This is a genomic window from Microbacterium sp. CIAB417 (assembly GCF_022788845.1).
This window is the reverse complement of the sequence record NZ_JAHZUT010000011.1, coordinates 127,888-141,634: the sequence shown is the minus strand read 5'-3', so window position 1 is coordinate 141,634 and position 13,747 is coordinate 127,888. Positions and strand designations below refer to the sequence as shown.

Annotated in this window: 13 protein-coding genes; 2 read left to right on the top strand and 11 right to left on the bottom strand. The window is 70.4% G+C overall.

The window, feature by feature from the left end; genetic code table 11:
• Nucleotides 1–344: 344 nt before the first annotated feature.
• Nucleotides 345–1,568 carry a CoA transferase gene (locus tag KYX17_RS28805; protein ID WP_374208998.1) on the top strand — a complete coding sequence of 408 codons (1,224 nt, stop codon included), beginning with the start codon at nt 345–347 and terminating at the stop codon, nt 1,566–1,568.
• Here KYX17_RS28805 and KYX17_RS28800 read toward each other — a convergent pair whose 3' ends face one another.
• Genes KYX17_RS28800 through KYX17_RS28785 form a run of 4 tightly spaced genes read right to left on the bottom strand, consistent with a single transcriptional unit; the run spans nt 1,569 to nt 5,173 of the window.
• Nucleotides 1,569–2,363: a DUF4184 family protein gene (locus KYX17_RS28800; RefSeq protein WP_243232667.1), complete on the bottom strand. Its 795-nt coding sequence runs from the start codon at nt 2,361–2,363 to the stop codon at nt 1,569–1,571.
• A gap of 3 nt (nt 2,364–2,366) precedes the next feature.
• Nucleotides 2,367–3,671: a tyrosine--tRNA ligase gene (gene tyrS / locus KYX17_RS28795; RefSeq protein WP_308220980.1), complete on the bottom strand. Its 1,305-nt coding sequence runs from the start codon at nt 3,669–3,671 to the stop codon at nt 2,367–2,369.
• Nucleotides 3,672–3,707: 36 nt separating this feature from the next.
• On the bottom strand, nt 3,708–4,532 hold the full coding sequence (locus KYX17_RS28790; protein ID WP_243232665.1) for a hypothetical protein: 825 nt from the start codon (nt 4,530–4,532) through the stop codon (nt 3,708–3,710).
• Nucleotides 4,529–5,173 (bottom strand): SatD family protein, encoded by a 645-nt coding sequence (locus KYX17_RS28785; protein ID WP_243232663.1) that lies wholly within the window; start codon nt 5,171–5,173, stop codon nt 4,529–4,531. The genes KYX17_RS28790 and KYX17_RS28785 overlap by 4 nt, the downstream gene beginning before the upstream one ends.
• Before the next feature lie 59 nt (nt 5,174–5,232).
• Between KYX17_RS28785 and KYX17_RS28780 the strand changes: the two genes are divergently transcribed.
• On the top strand, nt 5,233–5,814 hold the full coding sequence (locus tag KYX17_RS28780) for a DUF1349 domain-containing protein (protein WP_243232661.1): 582 nt from the start codon (nt 5,233–5,235) through the stop codon (nt 5,812–5,814).
• A gap of 35 nt (nt 5,815–5,849) precedes the next feature.
• On the opposite strand, the gene argH is transcribed toward KYX17_RS28780, so the two are convergent.
• Genes argH through argC form a run of 7 tightly spaced genes read right to left on the bottom strand, consistent with a single transcriptional unit; the run spans nt 5,850 to nt 13,622 of the window.
• The gene (gene argH, locus KYX17_RS28775; RefSeq protein WP_243232659.1) at nt 5,850–7,280 is read right to left on the bottom strand and encodes an argininosuccinate lyase; all 1,431 of its coding nucleotides are present in this window, start codon (nt 7,278–7,280) and stop codon (nt 5,850–5,852) included.
• A gap of 9 nt (nt 7,281–7,289) precedes the next feature.
• Complete coding sequence (locus KYX17_RS28770) at nt 7,290–8,375, bottom strand: heparan-alpha-glucosaminide N-acetyltransferase domain-containing protein (protein WP_243232656.1); 1,086 nt, start codon at nt 8,373–8,375, stop codon at nt 7,290–7,292.
• 4 nt (nt 8,376–8,379) lie between these two features.
• Nucleotides 8,380–9,303: an ornithine carbamoyltransferase gene (gene argF, locus KYX17_RS28765; protein WP_243232654.1), complete on the bottom strand. Its 924-nt coding sequence runs from the start codon at nt 9,301–9,303 to the stop codon at nt 8,380–8,382.
• Nucleotides 9,300–10,517 carry an acetylornithine transaminase gene (locus KYX17_RS28760; RefSeq protein WP_243232652.1) on the bottom strand — a complete coding sequence of 406 codons (1,218 nt, stop codon included), beginning with the start codon at nt 10,515–10,517 and terminating at the stop codon, nt 9,300–9,302. Before KYX17_RS28760 ends, argF begins: the two co-directional genes overlap by 4 nt.
• Nucleotides 10,514–11,428 (bottom strand): acetylglutamate kinase, encoded by a 915-nt coding sequence (gene argB / locus KYX17_RS28755; RefSeq protein ID WP_243232650.1) that lies wholly within the window; start codon nt 11,426–11,428, stop codon nt 10,514–10,516. The genes KYX17_RS28760 and argB overlap by 4 nt, the downstream gene beginning before the upstream one ends.
• Complete coding sequence (gene argJ / locus KYX17_RS28750) at nt 11,425–12,582, bottom strand: bifunctional glutamate N-acetyltransferase/amino-acid acetyltransferase ArgJ (protein ID WP_243232648.1); 1,158 nt, start codon at nt 12,580–12,582, stop codon at nt 11,425–11,427. The genes argB and argJ overlap by 4 nt, the downstream gene beginning before the upstream one ends.
• Nucleotides 12,579–13,622: an N-acetyl-gamma-glutamyl-phosphate reductase gene (gene argC / locus KYX17_RS28745; protein ID WP_243232646.1), complete on the bottom strand. Its 1,044-nt coding sequence runs from the start codon at nt 13,620–13,622 to the stop codon at nt 12,579–12,581. The genes argJ and argC overlap by 4 nt, the downstream gene beginning before the upstream one ends.
• Nucleotides 13,623–13,747 lie beyond the last annotated feature (125 nt).

Here is a 13,747-nt window from a genome sequence, read left to right as displayed (position 1 = left end):
CCTCGCGGGATCCCTTTGTCAAATCAGCGAACCGGGGCAACCGGGTCGTGATCCGAGGACCGCAAGGCATCCCGCCACTGCTCTCACACCGGAGTGTTCGATCGAGTTTCGGGAGGTGATCCGCCGCTTGAGGGGAGCTGACCTGCTGGTCTATCTCAACCCTGTGGGGCGAACAGGTAATAACTTACGCAGGATCGGGCCCACCCGGCAAATCCGGGTGGCATCCCGGGCGTGTCGGCCGAAGGGCCGCTCGATCCGCCTTGCGCACCGTCGTAGCATCCCCCTATGGAAGTGCTGTCCGTTCACCGGCTCTCCTCGGCGCGAGCGCTCGGTCGGAAGGAGTCATGGTGACGGCTGATGCCCTCCCCTCGCGGCTCGCGGTGAGCGCCCTCGCCCTCGCCAGCGTTCGGGCCGTCTGCGATGCCGCCCGCGATCCCCGCGTCGACCCCAGCCGCGTCGATCCGGTCCGGGTGGCGGCGGCCTACCGCAGCGATCGGATGCTGCGCATCGACGGGCGGGCTCCCGATGCATGGGCGCCCCTCTCGGGATTCTGGCGCACGACCGACGGATGGATCCGCACGCACGGCAACTATCCGCATCATGCGCGCGCTCTTCGGCGCGGGCTCGCGCTCTCGGACGCGGCCGGAGCGGACGAGCTGGCGCAGGCCGTCGCCGATCTCCGCACCGCCGACGCCGTCGCCGCTGTCTCGGGGGCCGGCGGGCTCGCCGTCCCCGTGCGCGCCGAGGACCCCGGGTCGGACGCGGAGCTGCGTCGCACCGGACTCGTCGAGACCATCCGACTCGCCGATGCTCCCCGGCGAGGCCGCACGCCGGGGACCGGGGCACGCGGCATCCGCGTCCTCGACCTCACGCGAGTCATCGCAGGGCCGGTGTGCACGCGGACGCTCGCCCTGCTCGGCGCCGACGTACTGCGCGTCGACCCGCCGGACCTCCCGGAGCTCGAATGGCAGCATGTCGACACCGGGCACGGCAAGCGCACCACGGTGCTGGACGCGCGCTCGGCACGATTCGCCGATCTCCTCGCGCACGCCGACGTCGTCGTGCTCGGCTACCACCCCGCCGCGCTCGACCGACTCGGGCTCTCCCCCGCCGCCCTCGCTGACCGGCATCCAGGGCTCGTCATCGCACAGCTCAGCGCCTGGGGCGAGGCTGCACCCGGACGACGCGGATTCGACAGTCTCGTCCAGGCCGAATCCGGCATCGCGATGGTCGAGTCGCCGGACGGAGAACATCCCGGCGCCCTCCCTGCCCAGGCGCTCGACCACTCCGCCGGCTACCTGCTCGCCGCCGGCATCCTCCGCGCGCTCGAGGAGCAGCGTGCCACCGGCGGCACGATGCTCGTCCGCACCTCGTTGCGTCGGGTCGCCGCCGAACTCCTCGGGATGCCGCGCACGACCGGGACCGGTCCCGCAGTCGACATCGATCCAGCCGCGCACACCCAGCGATTCACGATCGGCGGGCGGGAGGTCATCACCGTGCGCTCCGCGATCCCCGGCCTCGAGTTCACAGATCCTCGACCGTGGGGACGCGACACGCCGGCCTGGTGATCACACCCGAGCGCTCAGGGACCGCCGCGTTCCGATCACGATGCACAGCACGATCGTGATCAGCCCCCACAGCGCGCACGCCGGGGGCAGCACCCGATACGCAAGATGCTGGACCGTGAACTCCGCGGTGAAGGGCCCGGCGACCGCATACCCGATCGCCCACGCCGCGATCAGGAACACCGGCAGCGTCAGCCACCAGGCGAAGCGCAGCCAGCTCGGGAACATCCGGTCCACGGCATCCCGCGGAGACCGACGCCTCACCCAGACCAGCATCCAGATCCCGATGATGAGCAGGCCGATGACGCTCGAGCCGTGCTGGAGCCACTTGAATCCGGCGAGCGGACCCCACGGCTCATCCAGGACCGGGAACAGTTCGCTTCCCCAGCGGCCCTCGTGCGTGAAGAGGTCCCAGACGATATGCGACAGGACGCCGATCAGCAGCGACAGCGCGAGCAGCAGCGGATAGCTGCGGCGCTCCCCGACGCCGACCGCCTCACGCGCGGCAGCCGACATCGTCTGATCCCACCCGACCGGCAGGCGTCGGGCGAGCCATCGGGGCGACAGCTCCGACACGCATGGACGCAGCATCACCCTCCACACCAGGAACAGCGCGAACGCGATCATCCCGGTCCACACGATGTTGGCGAACGCGTGCGTGAATCCGTACTGCAGTCCGATCCCGCGCACGAACAGCGGCAGATCCGGAGTCATCGCTCCGATCGCGATCGCCGAGGCGATCAGCGGCGTCCGCACGAACGGCAGCGCCACCACCGCATGACTCGGGGTGAACGGCACCGATCAGCCGATGAACAGGCCCGCGAGCGTCTTCTTGCCGCGGCGGAGCACGGAGACTCCCCCAGGGAGACCGCCCTGAACCGTCGCCGTGTCATCCTCGACGCGGATGCCGTCGAGCGTCACGCCGCCCTGGGCGATCGCACGTCGCGCTTCCGACAGGCTCGAGACCAGTTCGGTCTGCACGAGAGCCTCGACCACCGGGGTGCCGGCGGCGAGCGTGGCGTTCGGCAACTCGGCCAGCGCCGAGCGCAGCGTGTCCGGATCCAGTGCCGTCAGATCGCCCTGGCCGAACAGCGCCTCGGATGCCGCGATCACCGCCGCGGTCGCGTCGATGCCGTGCACCGTGGCGACGACCTCGAGCGCCAGACGCTTCTGCGCCGCACGGCGGAAGGGCTCGTTCTCGACGAGATGCGCGTACTCCTCGATCTCGGCCTTCGTCAGGAACGTGAAGACCTTGAGACGCTCGACGACGTCCGCATCGTCGGTGTTCAGCCAGAACTGGTACATCCGGTAGGGGCTGCACATCTCCGGGTCGAGCCAGATCGCGTTGCCGGCGCTCTTGCCGAACTTGGTGCCGTCGCTGTTCGTGATCAGAGGCGTGCCGATCGCGTGCACGGAGACGCCCTCGACGCGGTGGATGAGGTCCGTGCCGCTGGTGAGGTTGCCCCACTGGTCGCTGCCGCCGGTCTGCAGCACGCAGCCGTAGCGGCGGAAGAGCTCGAGGTAGTCCAGCCCCTGCAGGATCTGGTAGCTGAACTCGGTGTAGCTGATGCCCGCCTCGGAGTTCAGTCGTGCGGCGACGGCGTCCTTCTTGATCATCGTGCCGACGCGGAAGTGCTTGCCGATCCCGCGCAGGAAGTCGATCGCGCTCAGCGGCGCCGTCCAGTCGAGGTTGTTCACGATGAGCGCGGCGTTGTCGCCCTCGAAGCTCAGGAACCGCTCCACCTGTGCGCGCAGTCGGCCGACCCACTCCTCGACGGTCTCGACCGGGTTCAGGACGCGCTCGCTGTCGCGCCCGCCCGGGTCTCCGACGAGACCCGTCGAGCCGCCCACGAGACCCAGCGGCCGGTGGCCGGCGAGCTGCAGACGGCGCAGCGTGAGCAGCTGAACGAGGTTGCCCAGGTGCAGGCTGGGAGCGGTCGGATCGAAGCCGCAGTAATACGTGATCGGGTCCCCGGCGAGAAGGGCGCGCAGCGCCTCCTGATCGGTGGACACGTGGACGAGGCCGCGCCAGACCATCTCATCCCACACGTTCTCGAACGCGGGATCGATCGCCTGCGGAGCAGTCGTCAGAGCGGAATTCGACACGCGCTCCAGGCTATCAGCGCGCAGCACGCCGGACCGTCAGGAGTGCACGCCCCACCAGACCAGGAACGCGGCTCCGAGGGCGATCACCCAGCTCACCAGGCTGCCGACGAGGAAGTACTCGGCCCGCGCACCGGTCTCGCCGTCCTTGGAGATCTCCGGGAAGCGCACGATGCCCTTCGCCGCCAGCATCGCGGCAAGGATCGGATACGCCATCGCGAGCGTCAGCAGGAGGACGATGATCCGTTCCAGCGGTCCGATGAGGCGGCCGCCCTTGAATCCGCCGCGCAGCGGCGGTGCGGGAGCGACCGGTTCGGCGGATTCGGCGTCGGCGCCGGTGTCCGCCTCATGGACCGTCGCCGCGGACGTCGCGACGGATGCGGCATCCGGCAGGTCCGCCCGCTCGACGGCGATGCCGGCATCGGCCGGCCGCCAGGTGTGCTCCCCGGACAGCGCAGCGCGCACCACGAGATTGCCGGATTCCAGCAGGAACGCCGTCACGCCGACGACCAGCACGGCGAGGTCGAAGGGGATCGGCCCGAAGGGCGAGGACAGATCCCAGGCGGCGCCGATCATCCCGGCATCCGCCCGACCGCCGACCCACACGACGGCGAGCGCGACGATGAAGGCGAGCGCGACGGCAGGCCAGAACCCCGCCCGCGCGTCGCGGTCGCGGGGCATGGTCCACGCCCAGGCGGCAGCGATGAGGATGGCCCCCAGCATCGGAAGCAGGGCGTCCGACACGCTGCCGAGAACCATCAGCAGCACGAGGATCACGAGATACCCGATCCAGCGGCGTGGCACGAACTGCCGGACGAGGTCGACCGCGCCGACGGCGAGCAGGGCGAATCCGGCGAAGATCATGAGGTCGCTCCCCTCAGCTGCGCGACGCCCTCGATGAGCGCCGCAGCTCCGGCGCTGCGCAGGGACTTCGACACGCTCGGCTGCGAGATGCCCTCCTGCTCGGCGAGGTCGACCTGGGAGATGCCGACCAGCCGCCCGTAGGTGAGCCGACGTTCGCGTCCGCTCATCGCGGCGACGAGCTCGTCGCGCACGAGGGCATAGGCGTTGGATGCCGCGATGGTGCTCCGCATGACCTCATCCTGCCCCTGACCACCGACGATCCATGTGCGCGCGCTCGGCACGGCACGTCCTTCGCGCGCCTTGACGATCTCGATCGCCTCTCGGGCGGCCCACCAGGCCGGGCCGTCGGGCAGCTCGCCGTGGGCCGAGTCGATCGCCCGGATCTCCCCCGCACCGATGCCGAAGCGCAGTTCCAGACCGTCGGGAAGGGCGAGCTGCAGCATGAGCAGGGAGGTCAGCGCATCCCCGAGCGCCGCGTAGACACCCTGCTGCTCGTCCCCTACGGTAGGCGTCAGCGGCTGGCTCGCGAGGGGGAGGTCGCGCTCGACGCGCACGATCGTCTCATCGAGCGCCTTCTGTGCGGCCGCCCGGTCGTGCAGTCTGCGCGAGCCGACGATGTCGGCGATGACGGCGATGACCATGTCGCTACGATAGCATGCATATTCCCGTTATATGCAGTGATAAGGAATATTTACGGATTATGCCCGAAGTGAGCATTCCCTGGCAGGACGGTGTCTGGACTCACCCGCCCACGGCGGCCGTCGACGACGGACACCTCGACGTCACCGCGGTCGAGGGGAGCGACGCGTGGCGGCACACCGCGTACGGCTTCGTCCACGACACCGAGCACGCGCTGACCGCGCCCCTGGCCGTCGGCGAGGCCATGGAGGTCTCGTTCCGCGCGCCATGGGAGGGGCAGTTCGACCAGGCGGGCGTGTTCCTGCGCATCGACGACGAACGCTGGATCAAGGCGGGTGTGGAGTACGCCGACGGCCATCTGGGGCTCGGCGCCGTCGTGACGGATCGCCGGTCGGACTGGTCGGTCGGCTACGTCGACGACTGGCGGAACGCCGAGATCACCGTCCGCATCAGCCGTTGGCCGGATGCGGCTGTCATCCGTGCGAAGGCGGACGAGGGCCCGTGGCGCCTCGTCCGGGTGGCGCCGTTCGATCCGGATGCCTCAGCGACGGCGGGCCCGTTCCTCGCGGCGCCGACCCGTTCCGGACTCGTCGTCCGATTCACCCGCTGGGCGCGCACGGAGGCCGACGAGTCCCTGCACTGATCGGAGCCGGATCTGCGAAGCGCGACCGCCGCGGATCAGAGTCCGAGCGCGTGCGCGGCCTTCTGCGCACGCGCGACGAGTTCGGCGCGCTGTTCGGCGACCCGCACGCCCGCGGTCCCGCCGACGCCGGTGCGCGAGGCGACCGATCCCTCGATCGAGAGCACTTCCCGCACGTCCGGCGTGAGGTGCGCGGAGACGGAGTGCAGGAGGTCGTCGGAGGCATCCTCCAGTCCGATCCCCTGCTCCTCACACGCGCGGACCAGCGCGCCGGAGATCTCGTGCGCGTCACGGAACGGCACCCGGCGCTTCACGAGCCATTCGGCCACATCGGTGGCGAGTGAGAAGCCCTGCGGGGCGAGCTCGGCCATGCGCTCGGTGTCGAACCTCAGCGTCGCGATCATCCCCGCGAACGCGGGCAGCACCACCTCGAGCGTCTGCACGGAGTCGAACACCGGCTCTTTGTCCTCCTGCAGGTCGCGGTTGTACGCGAGCGGGAGGCCCTTGAGCGTGGCGAGGAGTCCGGACAGATTGCCGATCAGACGACCGGACTTGCCCCGGGTGAGCTCGGCGATGTCGGGGTTCTTCTTCTGCGGCATGATGCTGGAACCGGTCGAATATCCGTCGTGCAGCGTCACGAAGCCGAACTCGCGCGTGTTCCACAGGATGATCTCCTCGGACAGACGGGAGAGGTCGACTCCGGTCATCGCCGCGATGAACGCGAACTCCGCGACCACGTCGCGCGCCGCCGTGCCGTCCAGCGAGTTCTCGGCGGGGCGGTCGAGACCGAGCTCCCGTGCCACCAGTGCGGGGTCGAGCCCCAGCGTGGACCCGGCGAGGGCTCCTCCGCCGTAGGGCGAGACGCCGGCCCGCACGCGCCAGTCCACCAGCCGCTCGAGCTCGCGCACCAGCGGCCAGGCGTGCGCCTGCAGATGATGGGCCAGAAGGACCGGCTGCGCATGCTGCAGATGGGTGCGGCCCGGCAGGATCGCCTCGGGGTGCGCCTCGGCCTGCGCGACGAGCGCGTCGATCACACGCAGCAGATCACGGGCGATCACCTTGGCATGGTCGATGAGATACATCCGCACGAGGGTGGCGATCTGGTCGTTGCGGCTGCGGCCGGCACGCAGCCGCCCGCCGAGCTCGGGGCCGAGTTCGGCGATCAGGGCCTGCTCGAGAGCGCCGTGCACGTCCTCGTCGGTGGGCTGCGCGACGATCGTCCCGTCGGCGACCTTGCGTGCCAGGGCATCCAGGCCCTCGTGCATGCGGAGCGCCTCGTCGGGCTCCAGGTAGCCCGCAGCCTCGAGGGCTGTCGCGTGGGCATGCGATCCCGCGATGTCGTACGGAGCGAGGATCCAGTCGAAGTGCGTCGATCGGCTCAGCTCGACCAGTTCCGGGGATGGTCCGCTCGCGAACCGCGCACCCCAGAGCGCGCCCTCGTTCGTGCCGTCGTGCTTCGCCTCGCTCATCCCTCCAGCCTAGCGATCCGGCCGGGACGGAACGACGAGCTTCGCCGTGCGGTCGAGGAGCCACTCCAGCGGTCCGCGCCCGACGAGCAGCGCCCAGGCCGTGCATCCGAGGACGACGCCGATCGTGAGCGGCCAGAACGGATCCAGCGCCCGGAACGCGAACAGGTCCCCGGTGTCCCCGACGGCGGCGAGGGCGACGACCGCCCAGATCAGCAGCTGCGCCGTGTAGGCCGTCAGCGGCATGGCCCCGGTCGCGCGCAGCGGGAGCACGAGCATCCGCACGGCGCCGAGACGGCAGATCAGCAAGCAGCCGCCGAGCACCGCGACGGCGAACCCACCCGTGCCGATGACCTCGTACAGGCCGGACGAGTGCGGTCGGGACGTCAGCACCTCCTGCAGATACAGGGAGGACGCGTCGGCGGGGAGCCCCGCATACCCGAGCAGGGCGAGCAGGGCACCCGCCCCCAGCATCCACAGCTGCGTGGGCAGGCGCCGCAGATCCGCGCGGGCGACGCCGAGCCCGGTCAGCACGAAGGCGAGCCATACCGGGAACGGATAGTGCCAGCCCAGCGCCGCCGCGATCTCCTCGCCGAACGGGCCGTACCAGAGAGGCAGCTCATCCAGCAGCGGCTGCACGAACGCCATCACGACGCCGATCGCCGCGGCGGCGGCCAGCACGGCGCCGGCGGAGAGACGGGCGAACGGCAGGGCGAGCACGAAAAGGAGGGCGTAGGCCGGCAGGATCACGTACACCGGCACCCCGGTGAGGATCAGCAGGATGCCGATGAGCCAGAGCATCCCGGCGCGGACCGCGAGGCGACCGCGCGCGATGCGCATCCGGTCTCCGTCCGACGGCACCGGTCCGCCGGTCACCAGGCCGATGGACACGCCGGCGAGCGTCGCGAACAGGATCGACGACCGCCCGTCGACCACGGCGAGCCAGGTCGACGGGTCGCCCCAGACCCAGCTCTCCGCGGTCGTGAGCAGGTGCGCGGCGAACATGCCGATCACGGCGAGCCCGCGCGCGAGATCGACGCCGGCCAGGCGCGCCGGGCCGTTCAACCGCTCCCACCGGTCGGACAGCCCGCGCGCCACCGGATCAGTCCTGACGCAGCAGCCAGACCAGCAGTGCCTTCTGGGCGTGCAGGCGGTTCTCCGCCTCGTCCCAGACGACGCTCTGCGGGCCGTCGATGACCTCGGAGTCCACCTCGTACCCGCGATCCGCCGGCAGGCAGTGGATGAAGATCGCCTCGGGGTCCGCGATGCTCATGGTCTCGGAGGTGACCTTGTAGCCCCCGAGATCGCGGATGCGAGCGAGCTTCTCCTCCTCCTTGCCCATCGACACCCAGGTGTCGGTGACGACGACGTCCGCTCCGGCGGCGGCCTCGTTCGGGTCGGTGTAGAGCGTGATCGATCCGCCCGTCTCGGCGGCACGACGATCGGCGGCCTCGATCACGTCGTCGCGCGGCGCGTACTCCGCCGGGGACGCGATCCGCACGTGCATGCCCGCGGTGACGCCCGCGAGCGCGTAGGAGTGCGCCATGTTGCTCTGCCCGTCGCCGAAGAAGGCGAGCGTCAGCCCCGCCAGATCCCCCTTGTGCTCGCGGATCGTGAGCAGGTCGGCGAGCAGCTGGCACGGGTGGAAGTCGTCGGAGAGCGCGTTGACGACCGGGACCCGGGTGCCCTTCGCCATCTCCTCGAGTCCGGACTGCGCGTAGGTGCGCCACACGATCGCGGCGACCTGGCGCTCGAGGACGCGAGCGGTGTCGGAGGGCGTCTCCTTGCCTCCGAGCTGACTGCTCGCGGTCGTGATGATCAACGGCGAGCCGCCGAGGTCGGCGATGCCGACGGCGAACGAGACGCGCGTGCGGGTGGACGACTTGTCGAAGATCACGGCTACGGTCTGCGGGCCGGCCAGGGACTTGTCGGCCCAGCGGTCCTTCTTGAGCTCGACGGCGAGGTCGAGGATCTCGGCCTGCTCGGCCGGGCTGAGGTCGTCATCGCGCAGGAGGTGGCGGGTCACAGGGAGGCCCCTTCGGTCTCGGATGCCGCGAGGGAGCTCTGCACGTCGGCGAGAGCAGCGGCGAACAGCGTCTGGAATTCGTCGATCTCGGCATCCCCGATCGTCAGAGCCGGAGCGATGCGGACCGTCTCGGGGTTCGCGGCGTTGACGATCAGGCCTCGGGCCTGCGCCGCCGCGACGACGGCACCGGCGACCGGCGCGCTCAGCGCGACGCCGATCAGGAGTCCCTTGCCGCGCACCCCGGTGATGAGGGGCGAGTCGATCCCCGCGATGGTCGCGCGCAGCTGCTCGCCGCGCGCGGCGGCGTTGTCGACCAGCCCGGCGCGCTCGATCTCGGCGAGCACGGCATCGGCCACCGCCGTGGCCAGCGGGTTGCCGCCGAAGGTCGATCCGTGCGAACCGGGCGTGAACAGCGCGCTGGCCTGCCCGAAGGTCACGAGCGCGCCGATCGGGAATCCGCCTCCGATGCCCTTCGCGAGCGTGATCGCATCCGGCGTGAGGCCCTCGTGGCTGTATCCGAACCAGGCGCCTGTGCGTCCGGCTCCGGTCTGGATCTCGTCCACGATCAGGAGTGCGCCGTGCTTGAGCGTCATCGACCGCGCCGCCGCGAGGAAGCCCTCGGGCAGTTCGACGACCCCGGCCTCGCCCTGGATGGGCTCGACGAATACGGCTGCGACGCGGTCGTCGAGCGCCGCCTCCAGTGCCTGGATCGTGGCGGCGATGTGCTCCACACCACCCGGCATGGGGGCGAACGGCGCGCGCATGGCCTCCTTGGCCGTGAGGGCGAGCGAGCCCATGGTGCGCCCGTGGAAGCCGTTCTCCAGCGCGATGATGCGCGGGCGTTCGGCGCCGCCGTGCAGGCGCGCCAGCTTGAACGCGGCCTCATTGGCCTCGGCGCCGGAGTTCGAGAAGAACACACGGCCGTCGATGCCGGCGCCGGCGAGGCGCTTCAGGCGCGCGGCGAGAGCGAGCTGCGGCGGAGTGGCGAAGTAGTTCGACACGTGCGCGAGGGTCGCGGCCTGGCGCGACACCGCGTCGACGAAGACCGGATGCGCATGTCCCAGCGACGTCACGGCGATGCCGGCGAGGAAGTCGAGATAGCGCCGGTCCTGCCCGTCGTACAGGTACGATCCCTCTCCGCGCGTGAGCAGCTCGAGCCGCTCCCCCGCGTTGAGCACCAGATCGCGTGCGGCGTCCTCCTGCCAGACGGTCATGCCTTCGTCCTCTCTCCTGCGACCACTTCGGTTCCGATCCCCTTGCTCGTGAAGAGCTCGACGAGCACCGAGTGCGGCACGCGTCCGTCGATGATGGCTGCGGCGTCCACTCCGCGGGACACCGCGTCCAGGCATGCCCGCATCTTCGGGATCATGCCGGACTCCAGCGTCGGGAGCATCTGCTCCAGATCGCCGGAGGTGATGTGCGAGACCAGCGAGTCCCGGTTGGGCCAGTCGGCGTAGAGCCCCGGCACGTCGGTCAGGATCACGAGCTTGCGCGCACCGAGGGCCGTCGCAAGGGCGGCCGCCGCGGCATCCGCGTTGACGTTCAGCGACTGGCCGGGATGGTCCAGGTCTGGCGCGATGCTCGAGACGACCGGCACGCGGCCTGCGGCCAGGTGATCGAGCACCGGCGTCGGATCGACCTCGACGACGTCTCCGACGCGCCCCAGATCGACCTCCTCCCCGTCGATGACCACGCCGCGACGTCGTCCGCCGAACAGACCGGCGTCCTCTCCGCTGAGGCCCGTCGCGATGGGGCCGTGAGAGTTGATCTTGGCGACGAGCTGCGGGTTGACCTGACCGGTGAGGACCATGCGGACCACGCTGATCGCCTCGGTGTTGGTGACGCGGTATCCCCCCTTGAACTCGCTGGGGATCTCGAGACGGTCGAGCATGTTCGAGATCTGCGGTCCGCCGCCGTGCACGACCACCGGCTGCACGCCGACGTATCGCAGGTAGGCGATGTCCTGCGCGAACGCGTCCTGCAGCGCGTCGGAGACCATGGCGTTGCCGCCGTACTTGACGACGACGATCTGGTCCCGGAACTTCTTCAGCCACGGCAGCGACTCGATGAGCGTCGCGGCCTTCACCGCGGCGACGTCGGGCGTGGTGTCCTGGATGTCGGTCATGAGGAGTAGGCGCTGTTCTCGTGGACGTAGTCGTGCGTGAGGTCGTTCGTGAGGATCGTCGCCTCGGCCTCGCCGACCTTGAGGTCGATGAGCAGGTCGGTGGCGCGCGGCGCGAGATCCACATCCTCGCGCGGGCGATCGGGCCCGCCCTCGGTGCACACGCGCACGCCGTTCATCCACACGTCCACGTCGTACGGATCGAACTGCGCGCTCGTCGTGCCGATCGCGGCGAGCACCCGGCCCCAGTTGGGATCGTTGCCGAAGATCGCGGCCTTGAAGAGGTTGTTGCGCGCCACAGAGCGCCCGACCTCCACGGCCTCCTGCTCGGTGGCCGCGTGGGTGACCCGGATCGTGATGTCATGGCTCGCGCCTTCGGCATCGCCCTGGAGCTGGACGGCGAGATCCTGACAGAGCTCGCGCAGCGCGCTGGCGAAGTCCTCGAGGTCGGGCTTCACACCGCTGGCCCCGTTGGCGAGCAGGGTGACCTGATCGTTGGTGGACATGCAGCCGTCCGAGTCGAGCCGGTCGAACGTGGTCCCGGTGGCCTGCCGCAGCAGCGTGTCGGCCTCGAGCGCCTCCAGGTCGGCATCCGTCGTCAGGACCACGAGCATGGTCGCAAGCCCCGGCGCGAGCATGCCCGCGCCCTTCGCCATGCCGCCGATCGTCCAGCCGTCGCGGGACACGACGGCTGTCTTCGCGACGGTGTCGGTGGTCATGATCGCCTGCGCCGCGGCGTCACCGCCGTCGGCGGAGAGCTCGGCGATCGCCTGCTCGGTGCCCGCGAGCACCTTGGCACGGAACTCCTCGTCCCCCGTGCCGATGAGGCCGGTGGAGCACACCAGCACATCGCCGGCGCTGATGTCGAGCAGCTCGGCCGCCTTCTCGGCGGTCTGGTGGGTCGTCTGGAAGCCGAACGACCCCGTGAAGCAGTTCGCCCCGCCGGAGTTGAGCACGACCGCCTCGACGACGCGGTCCGCGATCGCCTGCTGGGACCAGATGATCGGGTTCGCCTTCGCCCGGTTGCTGGTGAAGACGGCCGCGCCGACCTTGCGGGGCCCGCGGTTCACGACGACGGCGACGTCCGGCTTGCCGGTGGACTTGAGTCCTGCGGCCACTCCGGCCGCGTCGAATCCTGCGGGGGCGGTGACGCTCACGGGGCGACTCCGTTCACGGTGAGGGCGCGGGCCTCAGGCAGTCCCAGCGCGATGTTCATGGACTGGACGGCAGCTCCGGCGGTGCCCTTGACGAGGTTGTCGACCGCGGTCACGACGGTCACGCGGTTCGCCGCACGGTCGATGGCGAGCCCCATGAGCGCGGTGTTCGCGCCGAGGACGTCGGCCGTGCGGGGGAAGTGCGCTTCCGGCAGCAGCTGGACGAAGGTCTCGTCTCCGTAGGCGCTCTGCCAGGCATCCCGGATCTCCGCATCCGTCACGTCGTCCGCGATCGGGGCGGTCGAGGTCGCCAGGATGCCTCGGGACATCGGGACGAGCACGGGTGTGAAGGAGATGCGCGGGTCCGTTGCTCCGGCGGCGGTGAGCGCCTGCTGGATCTCGGGGATGTGCCGGTGCGTACCGCCGACCGCGTACGGGTTGGCGGTGCCGAGGATCTCGCTGCCGAGCAGGTTGGTCTTCAGGCTCTTGCCCGCCCCGGACGGGCCTACAGCCAGCACCGAGACGATGTCCGACGGATCAACGACCCCGGCGGCGACGCCCGGGACGAGGCTGAGGCTCACGGTGGAGGCGTTGCATCCGGGGGCCGCGATGCGGGTCGCTCCGCGAAGCTTCTCGCGCTGCTTGGTCCCGTCCACGAGGAGTTCGGGAACGCCGTACGTCCAGGCCTTGTGGAAGGTCCCGCCGTAGAACGCGTCCCAGGCGTCCTGCGAGACGAGCCGATGGTCGGCGCCGGCGTCGATGACGAGCGGAACGTCGCCGAGCGCGTCGGTGTACTGGCCGGACTGGCCGTGCGGAAGCGCGAGGAACACGATGTCGTGCCCGGCGAGGATCTCGGGCGTGGTGTCCTGCAGTTCGAGGTGGGCGAGCGAGCGCAGGTGCGGCTGGTGCTGGATCAGCGGCTGACCGGCGTTGGAGTGCGCGGTGACGGTGCGGATCTCGATGTCGGGATGATCGGCCAGCAGGCGCAGGATCTCGCCGCCCGCGTAGCCGGATGCGCCGGAGACGGCGACGGAATACGTCATGGTTCTACCTTAACGGTCGGGGATGTTCGGGCCGGGGCGGCGACACCGGCACTCTCCCCGCCGGAAGCACGACGGGAGCGCGGGGTCGCCTAGAGTCGGCGGCCGCCACGGCGTCGGCGCACAGG

Coding starts and splice junctions, on each gene's coding strand:
- KYX17_RS28780 (WP_243232661.1), top strand. CDS start 5,233: ATGCCCGAAGTGAGCATTCCCTGGCAGGACGGTGTCTGGACTCACCCG.
- argH (WP_243232659.1), bottom strand. CDS start 7,280: ATGAGCGAGGCGAAGCACGACGGCACGAACGAGGGCGCGCTCTGGGGT.
- argC (WP_243232646.1), bottom strand. CDS start 13,622: ATGACGTATTCCGTCGCCGTCTCCGGCGCATCCGGCTACGCGGGCGGC.
- KYX17_RS28785 (WP_243232663.1), bottom strand. CDS start 5,173: ATGGTCATCGCCGTCATCGCCGACATCGTCGGCTCGCGCAGACTGCAC.
- argB (WP_243232650.1), bottom strand. CDS start 11,428: ATGACCGACATCCAGGACACCACGCCCGACGTCGCCGCGGTGAAGGCC.
- KYX17_RS28760 (WP_243232652.1), bottom strand. CDS start 10,517: ATGACCGTCTGGCAGGAGGACGCCGCACGCGATCTGGTGCTCAACGCG.
- KYX17_RS28805 (WP_374208998.1), top strand. CDS start 345: ATGGTGACGGCTGATGCCCTCCCCTCGCGGCTCGCGGTGAGCGCCCTC.
- KYX17_RS28790 (WP_243232665.1), bottom strand. CDS start 4,532: ATGATCTTCGCCGGATTCGCCCTGCTCGCCGTCGGCGCGGTCGACCTC.